16 protein-coding genes are annotated in these 14,024 nt (G+C 68.5%); 5 read left to right on the top strand and 11 right to left on the bottom strand.

Annotated elements, in window-relative coordinates; genetic code table 11:
* The first annotated feature begins 102 nt into the window (after positions 1-102).
* Both E0L93_RS00605 and E0L93_RS00600 read left to right on the top strand, forming a co-directional pair.
* On the top strand, positions 103-1,125 hold the full coding sequence (locus tag E0L93_RS00605) for an ABC transporter ATP-binding protein (protein ID WP_132687214.1): 1,023 nt from the start codon (positions 103-105) through the stop codon (positions 1,123-1,125).
* Complete coding sequence (locus E0L93_RS00600; protein ID WP_132687213.1) at positions 1,115-1,945, top strand: ABC transporter permease; 831 nt, start codon at positions 1,115-1,117, stop codon at positions 1,943-1,945. Before E0L93_RS00605 ends, E0L93_RS00600 begins: the two co-directional genes overlap by 11 nt.
* On the opposite strand, the gene E0L93_RS00595 is transcribed toward E0L93_RS00600, so the two are convergent.
* Genes E0L93_RS00595 through E0L93_RS00580 form a run of 4 tightly spaced genes read right to left on the bottom strand, consistent with a single transcriptional unit; the run spans position 1,863 to position 5,582 of the window.
* On the bottom strand, positions 1,863-2,981 hold the full coding sequence (locus tag E0L93_RS00595; RefSeq protein WP_132687211.1) for a metal ABC transporter permease: 1,119 nt from the start codon (positions 2,979-2,981) through the stop codon (positions 1,863-1,865). The genes E0L93_RS00600 and E0L93_RS00595 overlap by 83 nt on opposite strands.
* Positions 2,978-3,874 carry a metal ABC transporter permease gene (locus E0L93_RS00590; RefSeq protein WP_243638041.1) on the bottom strand — a complete coding sequence of 299 codons (897 nt, stop codon included), beginning with the start codon at positions 3,872-3,874 and terminating at the stop codon, positions 2,978-2,980. Before E0L93_RS00590 ends, E0L93_RS00595 begins: the two co-directional genes overlap by 4 nt.
* A complete protein-coding gene (locus E0L93_RS00585) occupies positions 3,874-4,638 on the bottom strand; it encodes a metal ABC transporter ATP-binding protein (RefSeq protein WP_279387428.1) in 765 nt (254 codons plus the stop codon). The genes E0L93_RS00590 and E0L93_RS00585 overlap by 1 nt, the downstream gene beginning before the upstream one ends.
* On the bottom strand, positions 4,635-5,582 hold the full coding sequence (locus E0L93_RS00580) for a metal ABC transporter solute-binding protein, Zn/Mn family (protein ID WP_132687209.1): 948 nt from the start codon (positions 5,580-5,582) through the stop codon (positions 4,635-4,637). The genes E0L93_RS00585 and E0L93_RS00580 overlap by 4 nt, the downstream gene beginning before the upstream one ends.
* 181 nt (positions 5,583-5,763) lie before the next feature.
* On the opposite strand from E0L93_RS00580, the gene E0L93_RS00575 reads away from it, so the two are divergent.
* Positions 5,764-6,030 (top strand): hypothetical protein, encoded by a 267-nt coding sequence (locus E0L93_RS00575; RefSeq protein WP_132687207.1) that lies wholly within the window; start codon positions 5,764-5,766, stop codon positions 6,028-6,030.
* A 4-nt stretch (positions 6,031-6,034) separates the two neighbouring features.
* Here the strand turns inward: E0L93_RS00575 and rpiA are convergent, their stop codons facing one another.
* The 7 genes from rpiA to E0L93_RS00540 form a co-directional block, all read right to left on the bottom strand.
* Entirely contained in the window at positions 6,035-6,718 is a 684-nt protein-coding gene (gene rpiA / locus E0L93_RS00570; protein WP_132687205.1) for a ribose-5-phosphate isomerase RpiA, read from the bottom strand.
* Positions 6,715-6,924: a cold-shock protein gene (locus tag E0L93_RS00565; RefSeq protein WP_243638039.1), complete on the bottom strand. Its 210-nt coding sequence runs from the start codon at positions 6,922-6,924 to the stop codon at positions 6,715-6,717. Before E0L93_RS00565 ends, rpiA begins: the two co-directional genes overlap by 4 nt.
* Positions 6,925-6,991: 67 nt before the next feature.
* The gene (locus tag E0L93_RS00560) at positions 6,992-7,672 is read right to left on the bottom strand and encodes a LuxR C-terminal-related transcriptional regulator (RefSeq protein ID WP_132687202.1); all 681 of its coding nucleotides are present in this window, start codon (positions 7,670-7,672) and stop codon (positions 6,992-6,994) included.
* Between the two features lie 97 nt (positions 7,673-7,769).
* A complete protein-coding gene (locus tag E0L93_RS00555; protein ID WP_132687200.1) occupies positions 7,770-9,005 on the bottom strand; it encodes a S1C family serine protease in 1,236 nt (411 codons plus the stop codon).
* Positions 9,006-9,014: 9 nt separating this feature from the next.
* Positions 9,015-10,532, bottom strand: coding sequence for a serine/threonine-protein kinase (locus E0L93_RS00550; RefSeq protein WP_243638048.1), 1,518 nt, complete (start codon positions 10,530-10,532; stop codon positions 9,015-9,017).
* Between the two features lie 13 nt (positions 10,533-10,545).
* The gene (aroF, locus tag E0L93_RS00545; RefSeq protein ID WP_132687196.1) at positions 10,546-11,346 is read right to left on the bottom strand and encodes a 3-deoxy-7-phosphoheptulonate synthase; all 801 of its coding nucleotides are present in this window, start codon (positions 11,344-11,346) and stop codon (positions 10,546-10,548) included.
* Between the two features lie 7 nt (positions 11,347-11,353).
* Positions 11,354-11,686, bottom strand: a complete 333-nt coding sequence (locus E0L93_RS00540) for a chorismate mutase (RefSeq protein WP_132687194.1) — start codon at positions 11,684-11,686, stop codon at positions 11,354-11,356.
* An 89-nt stretch (positions 11,687-11,775) separates the two neighbouring features.
* Here E0L93_RS00540 and E0L93_RS00535 point away from each other — a divergent pair, with 89 nt between their 5' ends.
* Complete coding sequence (locus tag E0L93_RS00535) at positions 11,776-12,837, top strand: pyridoxal phosphate-dependent aminotransferase (protein ID WP_132687192.1); 1,062 nt, start codon at positions 11,776-11,778, stop codon at positions 12,835-12,837.
* Entirely contained in the window at positions 12,834-13,883 is a 1,050-nt protein-coding gene (locus tag E0L93_RS00530; RefSeq protein ID WP_132687190.1) for a prephenate dehydrogenase/arogenate dehydrogenase family protein, read from the top strand. Before E0L93_RS00535 ends, E0L93_RS00530 begins: the two co-directional genes overlap by 4 nt.
* The last annotated feature ends 141 nt before the right edge of the window (positions 13,884-14,024 follow it).

Here is a 14,024-nt window from a genome sequence, read left to right as displayed (position 1 = left end):
TCATTACGACCGGCGGGCGTTCATTCTAGCCGCTCCGGACGGGTTTTGGGAACGGGTTTACGCCCCGGTCGCCCCGACCGCTTATATAATCTCGCCCGGAGCATGAAGACTTCAAGGGATCACAGGCGGGCCTCCGACTCCCGGCCGGAACCCCTCGTCATCGAGACGAGGGGGCTCACGAAGACCTACGGACCGGTGGTGGCGTTGAAGGAGCTCGACCTCAGCGTGCGCAGGAACTCCATCTTCGGCTTCCTCGGTCCGAACGGAGCGGGCAAGACCACGACCATGAAGCTGCTCCTGGGCCTGGCACGCCCGAGCTCGGGCTCCGGGTCGGTCTTCGGGAAGGACATCGTCAGGGAGAGCTTCGAGATCCGCCGGAGGGTCGGCTACCTCGCACAGGACCCGCGCTATTACGGCTACATGACGGCCCGCGAGACGCTCCGGTTCGCCGCCCGTTTCTTCTACTCCGGCCCGGAGGAGGCTATCGAGCGCCGCGTTGGGGAGTCGCTAGATCTCGTCGGACTCTCGGACCGGGCAGACCGCCAGATAAAGGGTTTCTCCGGAGGAGAGCTGCAGCGGCTCGGGCTGGCGCAGGCCCAGATCAACGACCCCGAGCTCCTCATCCTCGACGAGCCCGCCGCCTCTCTCGACCCGATGGGCCGGCGGGACGTGCTCGAGATCATGGAGCGGCTGCGCGACGAGCGGGGGACCACGATCTTCTACTCCACCCACATCCTCGATGATGTGCAGCGCGTCTCGGATTCGGTGGCCGTGCTGCGGAACGGCAGGCTCCTGGCCCAGGCCCCAATAGAAGAGCTCCTCACGGCCGGAGGAGCCGGGACCGCCGTCTTCGAGCTGATCCTGAAGAGCGTCTCCGAGAAGGCTCTCGGAGAGGCGCGGGAGCGGGTCCGCTCCCGGGAGTGGGTCTCCGCGCTCGAGGAGTCTCCGGGACCGGGCGGCGAGCACGGCTGGGTGGTAAGCACGACCGACGAGGCAGCGGCCGAGGAGGAGCTGCTGCGGCTCATACTCGCGGGCCGGGGCGTCAGGGTGTTAAGCTTCGGCAAGAGGCGGCAGAGACTGGAGGACGCTTTCTTCAACCTGATAGAGAGGGACGGTGGAAGCTAGCGAGCGTGCAGAGACCCTGCGGGGAGAGACGGCGGACTCCGCGGCTCTCAGGCCGGCGAACGAGCCTCTGAACGGCTTCCGGAACCTCATCGAGAAGGAGAACCTGGAGTGGAAGCGGGGACCGGCGCTCATCGCGCACGGAGCGATCTGGATGCTCATAGTCGCCCTCATCTCCGCCGCCGTGGCCTTCATCCGGGGCGAGATGGAGCCGACGTACTCCCCGGCAGATATAAACCGTGCCGGAGCCCTCATGTTCTTCGTCCTCGGCTCGGTGGCCTCGGTCATCGCCGTGGTCGCAAAGACGCAGGGGGCGATCATCGGTGAAAAACAGCTCGGCACCGCGCCGTGGATCCTCTCGAAGCCGGCCTCGCGCCGGGCCTTCGTGCTGGCCAAGCTCGTGGTCCACTACCGGTGGCTGCTGACGGTCACGCTGCTCTTCCCGGCGATCGTCTTCTACGTCCTGTGCGCGGGCATCTCCACGCTCCCCCAGCCGCCGCTGCGCTTCCTCGCGGGCTTCGGCATTCTCGCGCTGGGGCTCTTCTTCTATCTGTCCCTCTCCCTCTTCCTCGGCACCGTCTTCGAGAGCCGGGGGCCGCTGGCCGGTTGCGTCTTCGGGTTCATGGTCGCCGGGTTCATGATCGCCAACTACGCCCCCTGGCTGACGGCAGCCTTCCCCTGGCTCTTCTTCCAGTCCGGCTTCTATCTGGTGGTGGACGGATTTATCCCCACGTACGGCATCATCTCCATCCCGGCCACCGCGCTGTGGAGCGCCCTCTTCGTCTTTCTCGCCCTGCGCCGCTTCGAGCGCGCCGAACTCTGACCTCGCCCCCGGCGGTCTCCACCAGCCCGCCGCGCGCGGCGCTCCGGAGCGTCCGGGCGAGCTCCCGGCGCTCCCAGCCCAGCGCGCGGGCCAGCTCTTCTTCCGGAGCGGAGCCGCCCAGGGCGGCGAGACGGGCCAGGACCAGCTCCCGGGCGAAGGCGCGCCGGCTGCGGTAGCGGCGCGCGGCGTGGGCCAGCAAGCCGTGTGCGGGTGAGAGGAGGGCGGCGAGCGCGAAGAGCCCTCCGGCCACCACGGTCATCGCTCCGGCGATGGCGACGTCGAGCGCCGCCGCCAGATAGTAGCCTGCGACCGCCGAGACCGTCCCGAGCAGCACGGCCACGAGCATCATGTGCGAGAGCCGCTCGGTCACGAGGTAGGCCGCGGCGGGCGGTACGATGAGAAACGCCACGACCAGTATCGCGCCGACGGCGTCGAAGGCCCCGACCACGGTCACCGAGACCGCCCCCATGAGCAGGTAGTGAACGAGCGCCGGGGAGAGCCCAAGGGCCGTGGCGAGGGCCGGGTCGAAGGTGGAGACCTTCAGCTCCTTATACAGCGCGAGCACAAGTCCGGCGGCCAGCACGGTCACTATCCCGAGCGTCCAGAAGGTGCGCGGCCCCAGGTAGGTGCCGCCGACGACGAGCGGGTTTATGGGAGCGTAGGCGATCTCGCCGTAGAGAACGTGCTCCAGATCCAGATGCACGCTGGAGGCGAACTTGGAGATCAGGAAGACCCCCAGCGCGAACAGAGCCGTGAACACGATCCCGATGGAGGAGTCTTCCCTCACCCGTCCGGTGTCCCGCAGGGCCTGTATGAGCACGGCCGTTAGCACCCCGAAGACCCCGGCCCCCGCCAGCGCGGTGAGCGGTCCCAACGACCCGGAGATGAAGAACGCAAGGACTATGCCGGGCAGCACGGCGTGGCTTATGGCGTCCCCCACCATCGCCATCTGCCGCAGCACCAGCAGCGTCCCCAGCAGCGCGCAGGGCACGGCGACCAGTATGCCGGTCACGATGATCACGAGGTCCGCGCTCACCGCAACCCCTCCGGTGCAGCCCGCCGATCGCGCAGGAAGCTCCAGAGAAGACCGCGCCGCCTCCCCGTGACCAGCGAGAGGAGGAAGATGCCGGTCGCGACGAGCACGATGAGCGGGCCGGTGGGCAGGTTCGCGCCCGAGGCGCTGATGAGTGCGCCCGCCACGCCGCTCGCCGCGCCGAAGAGCGCGGAGATCAGGACCATTACGGAGAGCCGGTCGGTCCACTGCCGGGCGGAGGCGGCTGGGATGATGAGCAGGGCGACGACCAGCACGACCCCGACGGCCTGGATGCCCACGATCACGGCCACCACGATGAGCGAGGTGAGCAGCACATCCAGCACCCGCACCGGGTAGCCGAGGCTGGCCGCGAACGCGGGATCGAAGGCGAGCAGCTTGAACTCCTTGAAGAGGACCGCCACGGCCAGCAGAGCCGCCCCCGCCAGAGCCCCCATCGTGACCACATCGGGCCAGATGAGGCTCGCAGCCTGCCCGAAGAGGAACCGGTCCAGACCGCTCTGCCCGGCAGCCCCGCTGCGCGCGATCGCGGTCAGCAGCACGACCCCGGCCCCGAAGAAGACGGAGAGGACTATCCCGAGGGCCGCGTCCTGCTTTATCCGGGTGCCGCGCACGATGGCGAGTATGACCAGCGCCCCGATCCAGGCCGAGACCGCAGCCCCCAGAAGCAGCCAGACGGAGGCCCTCGATCCTGAAAGCATGAAAGCCACGCACACCCCGGGCAGGGTGGCGTGCGCCAGCGCATCGCCCATCAGGCTCTGCCGGCGCAGCACGGCGAAGCAGCCCAGCACCCCGCCCGCCACGCCCAGAATCGCCGAGCCCAGAGCGACGTTACGGATGGTGTAGTCGAAGACGAGCTCGTGCAGGATCTCCGGCACTACCCGCCTCCCGCGAAAGCCACGCTCCCCCCATAGGCGGCCTCCACGTTCTCGCGTGTGAAGACCTCCTGAACCGGTCCCTCGGCGATGAGCCGGCCGTTCAGAAGCACGACCCGGTCGAAGTACTCGGTCACGGTGGAGAGGTCGTGGTGGACACAGACCACCGTCCGGCCCCGCTCTTTGAGCTCCCGCAAAAGCGCCACGATGGCCCGCTCGGTCCTGTAGTCCACGCCGGCGAAGGGCTCGTCCATGAGGTAGAGCCGGGCGTCCTGCGCCAGCGCCCGGGCCAGGAAGACCCGCTGCTGCTGGCCGCCGGAGAGCTGCGAGATCTGCCGGCGGGCGAACTCGCTCATGCCCACCTTCTCCAAACACTGCAGCGCAATCTCCCGCTCGCGCCGCCCGGGGCGGCGGAGCCAGCCGAGCCGCCCGTAGAGCCCCATCATGACCACGTCGAGCGCGTCGGTCGGGAAGTCCCAGTCCACGCTCCCGCGCTGCGGCACGTATCCGACCCACCGGCGGGCCTTCTCGAAGGGCCGCCCGAAGACGAGCGCCCGGCCGGCGGCCGGACGCATCACGCCCATCACGACCTTCAGCAGCGTGGTCTTGCCCGCGCCGTTGGGCCCCACTACCCCGACGAGCTGTCCCTCCGGGATGGTGAAGCTCACATCCCAGAGGACGGGCTTCTCCCGGTAGGCGGCGGTGAGCCCCCTAACCTCCAGCGGGAAGGCGCCCGGAGGCGCCTCGGTCTCCTTCAGGTGGATCACGCCAGCGCCTCCACGATGGCGTTCACGTTGTGCCGGACCATGCCGACGTAGGTCCCCTCCTCGGTGCCGGGCTCGCCCATGGCGTCGGAGAAGAGCTCCCCGCCGATCTCGACCTCCCAGCCCCGGTCGCGTGCGGCGGCCTGCACGGCCTCTATGTTCTGCGGCGGCACGCTGCCCTCGACGAAGATGGCCGGTATCTCGTTCTCGGCCACAAACTCCGCGACCTCCTGAATGTCCCGGGCCCCGGCCTCGACCTCGGTGCTGATGCCCTGGATGCCCCGGACCTCAATGCCGTACGCCCGGCCGAAGTACCGGAACGCGTCGTGAGCGGTCACGAGAACCCGCCGCTCGGCAGGGATGGTCTCTATCTGCTCCCGAACCCAGCTATCCAGCTCCGCAAGCTCGCGCTTGTACGCCTCGCCGTTCTGCTCATAGAAGGACGCGTTCTCCGGATCCAGCTCGGAGAGCTTCTCCACCACCGGATCCACGGTCATCGCCCACAGCTCCACGTCGAACCAGACGTGCGGATCGTACTGCCCCTCGTACTCCTCACTCTCCAATAGCCGCCCCTCCGGAATGGCGCCGGTGACCTGCACGGTCGGGGTCTGCTGGCCGGTGCGGATCAGGACATCCTGCATCCGGCCCTCCAGAAAGAGCCCGTTGTAGAAGACCACGTCCGCCTCAGCGAGCGCCTCCACGTCGCTCTGGCTGGCCCGGTAGAGGTGCGGATCCACCCCCGGCCCCATGAGCCCGGTCACCTCTACCCGATCGCCCCCAATCCTCTCCACAAGGTCCGTGATCATGGTCGTCGTCGTCGTAACCCGGAGGCCCTCCTCAGAAGCCCCAGCCTCCCCGTCCCCACCACACCCCACAGCCAGAGCCAGCGCTACAACCACCGTTAACGCCAGAAAGAACCACCGCAACCTCGCCCCAATAGATGCCATAGATACCCCCATCCGATACGCGTACTTTTTAGCCATGGCTAAAATATACCTGTGGCAGATCTCAAATACAAGGTTGGGAGGTCTAAAATCTCTGCGGGTCGCCTGGTTTGCGCGTCGAGTAAAATGGCGGGGGAGAACTGCTGGAGTTTTCATAAGACCGCCACCATCAGGAGTGTGAGTCATGAGGAGAGAGATCGTGGAGCGGGCGCTGGGAGAGGCGCGGGAGCAGGAGGCGAATCTGGTCATCTGGGACCGGCGGGACACGTTCGTTATCGAGCCGGGGTTTGAGGTATCGCTGGAGGACGAGTATCTCAGGGTGGAGATGGAGGATGGGAAGGCCGTTGTGTATGTGGAGTACGGCCACATCTACAAGCTGGTGGTAGAGCGGGAGAAGGGGGGTCGGAAGAGCGGTCCGCGGGCCGGGTTCGGGGTTCGGGTCGAGGGGTAGGGCGCTATCTCGGTTTCAGGATGCGGGTTCCCTCCCGGCTGCCGATCACGGCGGCGCGGGCCATGTTCACGAAGAGGCCGCATTCCAGGGCGCCTGGGATACGTTTTATCTCCGCTTCCAGGGCGGCCGGGTCTTCGATGAGGCCGAAGGCGCAGTCTATCGTGTAGTGGTTGCCGTCGGTTCTGACGGGCTCTCCGGCGAGGGTGCGGAGTTCGGGTTCGCTGCCCAGGGAGGACAGGGCTTCCAGGGTGGTTTCCCAGCCGAACGGCTCCACCTCTACCGGGAGCCGGGTATGTCCGAGCTGCTCGAAGAGCTTGGTCTCGTCGGCGACCACTATGAGGGCGTCGCTGGCGGCTGCTACTATCTTCTCCCGCAGCAGGGCTCCGCCGCGTCCTTTGACGAGGTCGAGGTCCGGCGAGATCTCGTCCGCCCCGTCTATGGTCAGATCCGGGCGGGCTTCGGTGAGCGTGACGAGGGGGATGCCCGACTCGAGGGCCAGGGAGGTTGAGCGGTGGGAGGTGGAGATGCCCCGGATGTTCTGCAGTTCGCCGCGGGCAAGGAGCTCTCCGAGGTGCCGGATCACCCAGGAGGCCGTGGTGCCCGTGCCCAGTCCGACCACCATGCCGCTCTTGACGTACTCCTCGACGGCCTTGCAGGCCGCGTTGCGCTTCAGTTCCTCCAAGATCAGTCCTGCTTCAGCTCCCGGACCCTGGCCGCCTCCCGGCGCCGGCTGCCGTCCACGACCTCGAACTCCACGGGGGCTCCCTCCCTGAGGGTCTTAAAACCGTCGGCCACGATCTGCGAGTAGTGGACGAAGAGGGCCTCGCCGCTCTCGCTCTCGATGAAGCCGTACCCCTTCTCGTCGGAGAACCACTTTACCCTGCCGCGTGCCAAGCCACCTCCCGCAAGGTATAAGCACCGGACAGGCGGGAAATGTAGCATTCGGAGGGGTGCGGGGCAACTAAGGGGGGTCGGCCGGGGAGCGTGGGATCTCCACCAGCCCGTGGCGCACGGCGAAGACCAGGGCCTCCAGCCGGGAGTGGACTCCCAGCTTCTCCAGTATGTGTACCATGTGGGTACGTTCGGTCTCGACCGTTATGTGCAGTCTCCGGGCGATCTCCCTGTTGGAGAGCCCTTCGGCCAGCACCTGAAGAACCTCCCGCTCGCGCGGGGTGAGCCTGCGGATGGCGAGCCGGGCCTCGTATTCCTGGTCGCGCCTCCTGCCGGCCAGCCGCACGAGCTCCGCGACCTCGTTCGGCGGCATGAGGGTCTCGCCTGCCAGCAGCCGCCGGAGGGCGTCCAGGATCTCCTCCAGGCTGGAGGACTTGTGCAAGACGCCCGCGGCTCCGGCCTCCACGGCCCGGGCGATTCGCTCGCGGTCCACGCTCGCGGTAAGGACCAGTATCGTGATGCGGGGGTTGACCTCGCGCAGTTTCCGGATGAGCGGGGTCCCTTCGCCGTCGGGCAGCCCCAGATCCACCAGCGCCACATCGGCGGCGAGATCTATGATCTCTCGGGCTTCGGCGAGGGTGCCCGCCTGCCAGACGACCTCGAGCTCCGGCTCCTGGCCGATCAGGTAGGCCAGGGCCTGCCGGAACGAGACATGATCCTCGATCAGTGCCACCCGCCCGGACGGGGTCATCGGCTCGCCACCCTTCAGAAGAGCCCGTTCTCTCTCTAACCGGGATCATGCCCCGCTCCGGCCCCAGGCGCAATCCCTCATTTGAGGTATCTGCCGCTCAGGGGGTCTGCGAGGGCTGGACACCGAGCGTCACCCGCTCGGTGCGCGGCTCGCCTCCGGGAGAGACGACGGTCAGATCCAGCTCGTCTCCCGGCCGGGAGGCGTTGACGGCCCGGATAACGTCCTCCGAGTCGCGGACGGGTTCGCCGTCTATCTCCGTGATCACGTCCCCTATCGGGACGGGGAGCCCGGCGATCTCGCGCTCCTCCCGGCCGCCCCGGATCCCGGCCCGGTCGGCCGGACCGTCCGGCACCACGTCGGTCACGATCGCTCCGTTCTCCGGCAGGCCGTGCTCCCGGGAGAATTCCTCGGGGGAGAGGCCGCTGTAGGCCGCCAGCTCCTCCACCCCGACCGAGAACATCTGGACGCCCAGGTAGCCGTGCCGGACCTCACCGGTGGTTATGAGCTGTCGCACAACATCCTTGACCGTGTTGATGGGCACCGCGAAGCCGACGCCCTGGAACCCGCCGGTCTCGGAGATGATCTGGGAGTTGACGCCCACCACGAGCCCGCGGGCGTCCAGCAGCGGCCCGCCGGAGTTGCCGGGATTGATGGCCGCATCCGTCTGGATCGCGCCGTCTATGGTGAAATCGTTGGGCGCCTTTATGGCGCGTCCGATGCCGCTCACGATCCCGGTCGTGACGCTGGCACCGACGTTGAGGGGATTCCCGATGGCTATGACCGGATCACCCACCCGCACGGAGTCGGAGTCGCCCAGCGTGAGCGGCACCAGCGGCTCGCCGGTCTCCTCGACCCGGAGCACGGCGATGTCCGTCGAGGGGTCCTCCCCCACGATCTCGGCCTCCGCCCGGGCCCCGCTGGAGAACTGGATCAGGACCCTCTCCGCCCCGTCTATCACGTGCTGGTTGGTGAGTATGTGCCCGCTCTCGTCCAGCACGAACCCGGAGCCGCCGCCGAGGCTGCCATTCGATTGCACCTCGACGCTCACCACGCCCGGCCCGTCCCGCGTGTAGATCTCGCGCACCGGCAGGGCACCGGGGCCTGCGGCGGGGGCGTCGGATCGCGGCAGGCTCTCGGGCGCCACCTCGTTGATCGTAACGTCACCCGTCGGGGCGTCGTCTATGCCCAGGACGCCGGCCGCCACCAGCAGGATCGCGACCAGCCCCCCGATGACGGCCGAAACGAGCGATGTGAGTGCGGTTTTCAGGGCAGAGAACCTCCCGCCTGCGCTACGCCTGCCGCCGCTGATTCTAAACCATATCCGGTCCGGCATCCGGAGAGATCAGCTCTCTACCACCCGCGTCTGGATGGCGGCAAGCTCGTCCAGCTTCCACACCCCTCCCTCGCTGATAAGAACCCAGGTGGCGGTGTTCTGCTCCGTGCGGTCCGTGTGACGGGCCAGGGTCACGAAGGAGACCCGGGCCGTGTCTCCCGAGACCTCGGCCTCCGGTCCCCGCAGGAACTCTATCCGCTCCAGGGTGTCGAACTGGCCGGTCCAGGCCTCCCGGGAGCCCACCTGCTGCCGGAAGCGGCCGGAGAGGTAGTCCCAGGAGCTGCCGGGGTCGTCCGACGCCGCCGCGAGATACATCTCCCGCACCGCCCGCTCCGCAGCCTCAGCGGAGAGCGGAGAGGCCCGCTCCCCGGCCGTCTCTTCCGGCGGCGTCTCGGGATCTTCCCGCCCGGCAGCCCCGGGTTCGGGCTCTTCCTGGCGGGTGGAAGGAGCGCCGGCGGGGCCGCCCTCCGGCGGGGCACTCTCTGCCGGCTCTTCCGGACGTTGTGCCTGCTCTGCGGGGGCCCGAGTCTCTCCGGCTTCCTGGAAGCCGTCGCCGGCCAGCAGAGCGTAGGCCCCGAAGCCGACCAAGAGCGCCACCAGGGCCGCGCCAGCCAGCACCGCCGGCCGGCGCGACCTCTTCCGCTCCTCTCTCGGCACGGGCCGCTCCGGCGGAGGCGGAGCGGCGGGCCTGCTCGCCGGGGGGGTCGAGATCTCCATCAGGCGCCGGCGCACCGCAGCGGCGTCCGGGCGCCTCCCGGGATCTTTCTCCAGGCATTCCAGGATCAGAGCCTCCAGCTCCGCACCGATCGGAGCTCCCCTCTCCCGCGGCGGGGGCGGCGGCTCGGACTCGTGCTTGCGCGCAACCGAGAGCGGCGAGCCCTCGAACGGCGGGGCGCCGGCCGCCGCGTGGTAGAGCGTGACCCCTAAAGAATAGACGTCGCTCTTGTGGGTCACGCGCTCCCCGCGCAGCTGTTCCGGCGGCGCGTAGAGCGCGGTGCCCAGGAAAGAGCCGGTCCGGGTGAACTGCGTGAAGTCCAGGGCGTGGGCGATGCCGAAGTCCGAGAGCTTGGGATGCCCTTCGGCGTCCATCAGGACGTTGAGCGGCTTGATGTCCCGGTGGACGATGCCGTGCTCGTGTGCGTGAACGAGCCCGGCCGCGAGCTCGCTCCCGATCCGGGCGACCTCCCGCTCCGGCAGGCGGCCGTCTCTCTGGATGAGCTCTTTCAGATCCCCGCCGGGCAGGTACTCCATCACGATGTAGGAGACCTGCCGGCCCTCGAACTCCGCCTCCCCGGCGTCGTAAACCTGGACTATGTTGCGGTGCGAGAGCCGGGCCGCGGTGCGCCCCTCGCGCCGGAAACGGGCCCCGATCTCCGTGTCGCTGTAGTAGGGGTAGAGGATCTTGACCGCCACCCGCCGCCCCAGAACCTCGTCCCGGCCCAGGAAGACGCGGGCCATGCCTCCGGCCCCGAGCTGGCGCTCCAAGACGAACCGCCGCGCGAAGCGAATCTCGCCGGTATCCCGCATCACGGGCAGGAGTTTATACGACCTTGCGGCCCATCGCAGCCGCGAACGGCTCCAGCGCCTCCCGGAGGCTCAGAAGCCCGTCCACCGGGAGCGCCTGCTCGCCGTCGCAGAGCGCCTCCTGCGGCTCGTGGTGACTCTCGATCAGAAGCCCGTCGGCGTCCACGGCGACCGCAGCCCTGCTGAGCGGGAGCACGAGATCCCTGCGCCCGGCGGCGTGGGATGGGTCCACGACCACCGGCAGGTCCGAGAGCCGCCGGGCAACCTGAACCGCCGAAAGGTCGAGCGTGAAGCGCGTGGAGGTCTCAAAAGTCCTGATGCCCCGCTCGCAGAGCACCACGTTCTCCCCGCCCGCGCTGGTGATGTACTCCGCGGCCAGAAGCCACTCCTCCACGGTAGCTGCGAACCCGCGCTTGAGGATCACACCGTGGTCCGTACCCGCGATGGCAGCCCCGACGCGCTTGAGCAGCGCGAAGTTCGCCATGTTGCGCGTGCCGATCTGCAGCACCTCGGCGTGCTCCATCACCAGCTCGATGTCGTAGGGGTCGAGGACCTCGGTCACGACCTTAAGGCCCTGCTCCCGGCCGACCTGGGAGAGGATCTTCAGCCCCTCCTCCCCGAGCCCCTGGAAGGAGTAGGGCGAGGTGCGGGGCTTGAAGGCCCCGCCCCTGAGGTACTCGAAACCGGCCTGCTTCACCAGCTTCGCCGAGGTGGAGAGCTGCTCGTAGCTCTCCACGGTGCAGGGGCCGGCGATGATGCGGAAGGCACCGGCTTGGATGAGGCCGTTGGGCGTCGAACCGTTCGCTATGCCGTCCATAACCACCCTAGCCGGAGAACTCGCCGCGCTGCACCTCCAGGTCCCGGATGCGGTGCAGGATCAGCTCAAAGATCTCGCGCATCGAGGAGTCGTAGATCGGGCCGGGGTTCTCCTCGGCCACACGGCGCAGGATCTCCTCCTCCCGTTTGGGGTCGTAGATCTTCACCCCCGCCCCCTCCTTGAGCTCCGCGATCTGCTGCACCAGCCGGGCGCGCTCGTTGAGCTTGCGGACGAGCTCCAGGTCCACCGCGTCTATGCGCGCCCGCAGCTCCCGGATCCTGGTGTCTACCTCGGGTTTGCCCGAACCGTTCATCAGACCGGCGATTGTAACACCCCCCACACCTCCCCGGCAACCGCCTGTTGCAAGCCGTTTCCGGCGGGTCTAGTCTACCTGCGTGTAACAGCGAGCTCGCCAAGGAGTGCTGCGGAGTGAGATTCAGACCGGAACTGGACCCCCTAAGACCCTACCGGCCGCCGCATCTGGCCAAAGAGCTGGAGGCGGACCGCGGCCCGGCCGGCTACGTGAAGCTGACGATGAACGAGCTCTCCTTCGGGCCGCTGCCCGGGGCTGAGGCCGCCGTGCGCGAGTCGCTCGCGCGCGCGAACCGCTACCCGGAGCGGGAGGCGGCTGCGCTCCGGGAAGCCGTCGCCGCGGCCAACCCGGGCAGCTCCACCGCCAACGTCATCATAGGCAACGGCTCCAGCGAGGTGCTCTCTAACCTCCTCGCCATCCTGGAGCGGCCGGGCGAGATCGTCTACCCCTGGCCCTCCTTCTCGCTCTATCCGGCCATCGCCCGCATCCTCGGGCTCGAGTCCCGGCCCGTGGAGCTGACCGCGGAGAAGGCCGTGGACCCCGAAGCCCTGCTGGCAGCGGTCACCGAGCGCACCCGGGCCGTCGTGCTCTGCAACCCGAACAACCCCACGGGCACCTGCCTCCCGCTCGCCGCGGTGCGCGAGCTCGCCGCCTCCCTGCCCGAAGAGGTGCTCCTCGTGCTGGATGAAGCCTATTACGAGTTCGTCTCCGACCCGGCCTACGCCGGCTCGCACGAGCTCGCGCTCTCCACGCCGAACGTGGTCTCGGCGCGCACCTTCTCCAAGGTGCACGGGCTGGCCGCCCTCCGGGTGGGTTACGGCATCGCGCCAGAACCGGTCGCCGACTACTTCGAGCGCGTCCGCTTCCCGTTCTCCGTAAACGCCCCCGCGCAGGCTGCGGCCACCGCCTCCATGCGGGAGGGAGATCTGATCCGCAAGCGCGCCCGCTTCGTGATCGAGGAGCGGGAGAGGCTTCAGAGCGCCTTCGCCGCCGCAGGCTACGACTACGTTCCCTCGCAGGGGAACTTCATCTTGGCGAAGATACCGGCGGATCTCTTCGAGCGCGGCGGCGTGCTGGTACGCGAGGGCGAGGCGCTCGGGTTCCCGGGCTGGAGCCGCATAACGGTCGGCGACTCCGGGGAGAACGACCGCGTGATAGAAGCGATCTCCGCAAGATGAGCGGCACCCTCGGGATAGTCGGGGTCGGGCTTATCGGGGGGTCCATCGGGCTCGCGGCCCGCAAGAGCGGCTGGGAGGTCGTCGGGGTGGATCGCGCGGAGGTGCTGGAACGCGCCGCCGCGCTCGGCGCCATAGACCGGGCCTCGACCCTGAAGGAGGCGCGGGGAGCGGATCTTGTGATCCTGGCCGCCCCCATCTCCCAGTCCACGAGGCTGCTGGGCGAGCTGGCCCCCACAGACGCCCCGGTGACCGACGTGGCCAGCGTGAAGATGCCGCTCGTGGAGGCGGCGGAGAGAGCCGGTCTCCGGTACGTCGGCGGCCACCCGATGGCCGGCAGCCAGCTCTCGGGCGTGAACAACGCCGACGCCGACCTCTTCCGCGGCGCCCGCTACTTCCTAACCCCGACCGAGAGGACCGACCCGGAGGTCTACCGGCGGGTGAGCGCCTTCGTCCGCGACACCCTGAGAGCAACACCCACGGCCGTGCCCCCGGAGAAGCACGACCTGCTGATGGCGGCCCTCTCGCACCTGCCGCACCTGATGGCGGTCGCCCTGCTGAAGGTCGCCTCGGACATCTCGCCGGAGGCCCTCTCGTTCGCCGGACCGTCCTTCCGGGACCTCACGCGGGTGGGAGCCTCAAACCCCGAGCTGTGGGCGGACATCCTGGCCGCGAACGCTCCGGCGCTGGGCGAGGCGCTGGGGGCGTTCGCGGGGGCGATGGCCCAGATCGGGAGCGAGATCGGCAACCGGGGAGCCATAGAGGAACGCTTTCGCAGGGCCCGCGACGCCTACGAGGAGCTGGGCGGCATCCTCCTCGAGCGGAAAGGGAAGAACGTGGAGCTCGCCGTGCCGCTAGAGAACCAGCCCGGTGCGCTGGCGCGCGTTACGACCCTGCTGGGCAGCCGGAACATTAACATCCTAGACCTCTACATGCGCCACTCCCACACGGAGAGGGCCGCGCTCGTGCTCACCCTGAGCTCCGCGCAGGTCAAAGAAGCCCGCGCGGCGCTGCGCGAGGCGGGTTTTGGCGCCGAGATTCTGGACTGAGCTCTCCGTGAGGATCTCCCCACGCTATCCCGAAGTCCCGCCCACCCGCGGCATGGGATCCCCGCCGGTCGGGACGGCTTCGAACCGGATCACCCGGGCGCCTTGAGGCTAATATCGAACACGAACTTACTCTATACTTAC

The sequence above is a fragment of the Rubrobacter taiwanensis genome (genome assembly GCF_004337705.1).
Lineage (GTDB): Bacteria > Actinomycetota > Rubrobacteria > Rubrobacterales > Rubrobacteraceae > Rubrobacter_C > Rubrobacter_C taiwanensis.
This window is presented reverse-complemented; position numbering and strand designations above follow the sequence as displayed.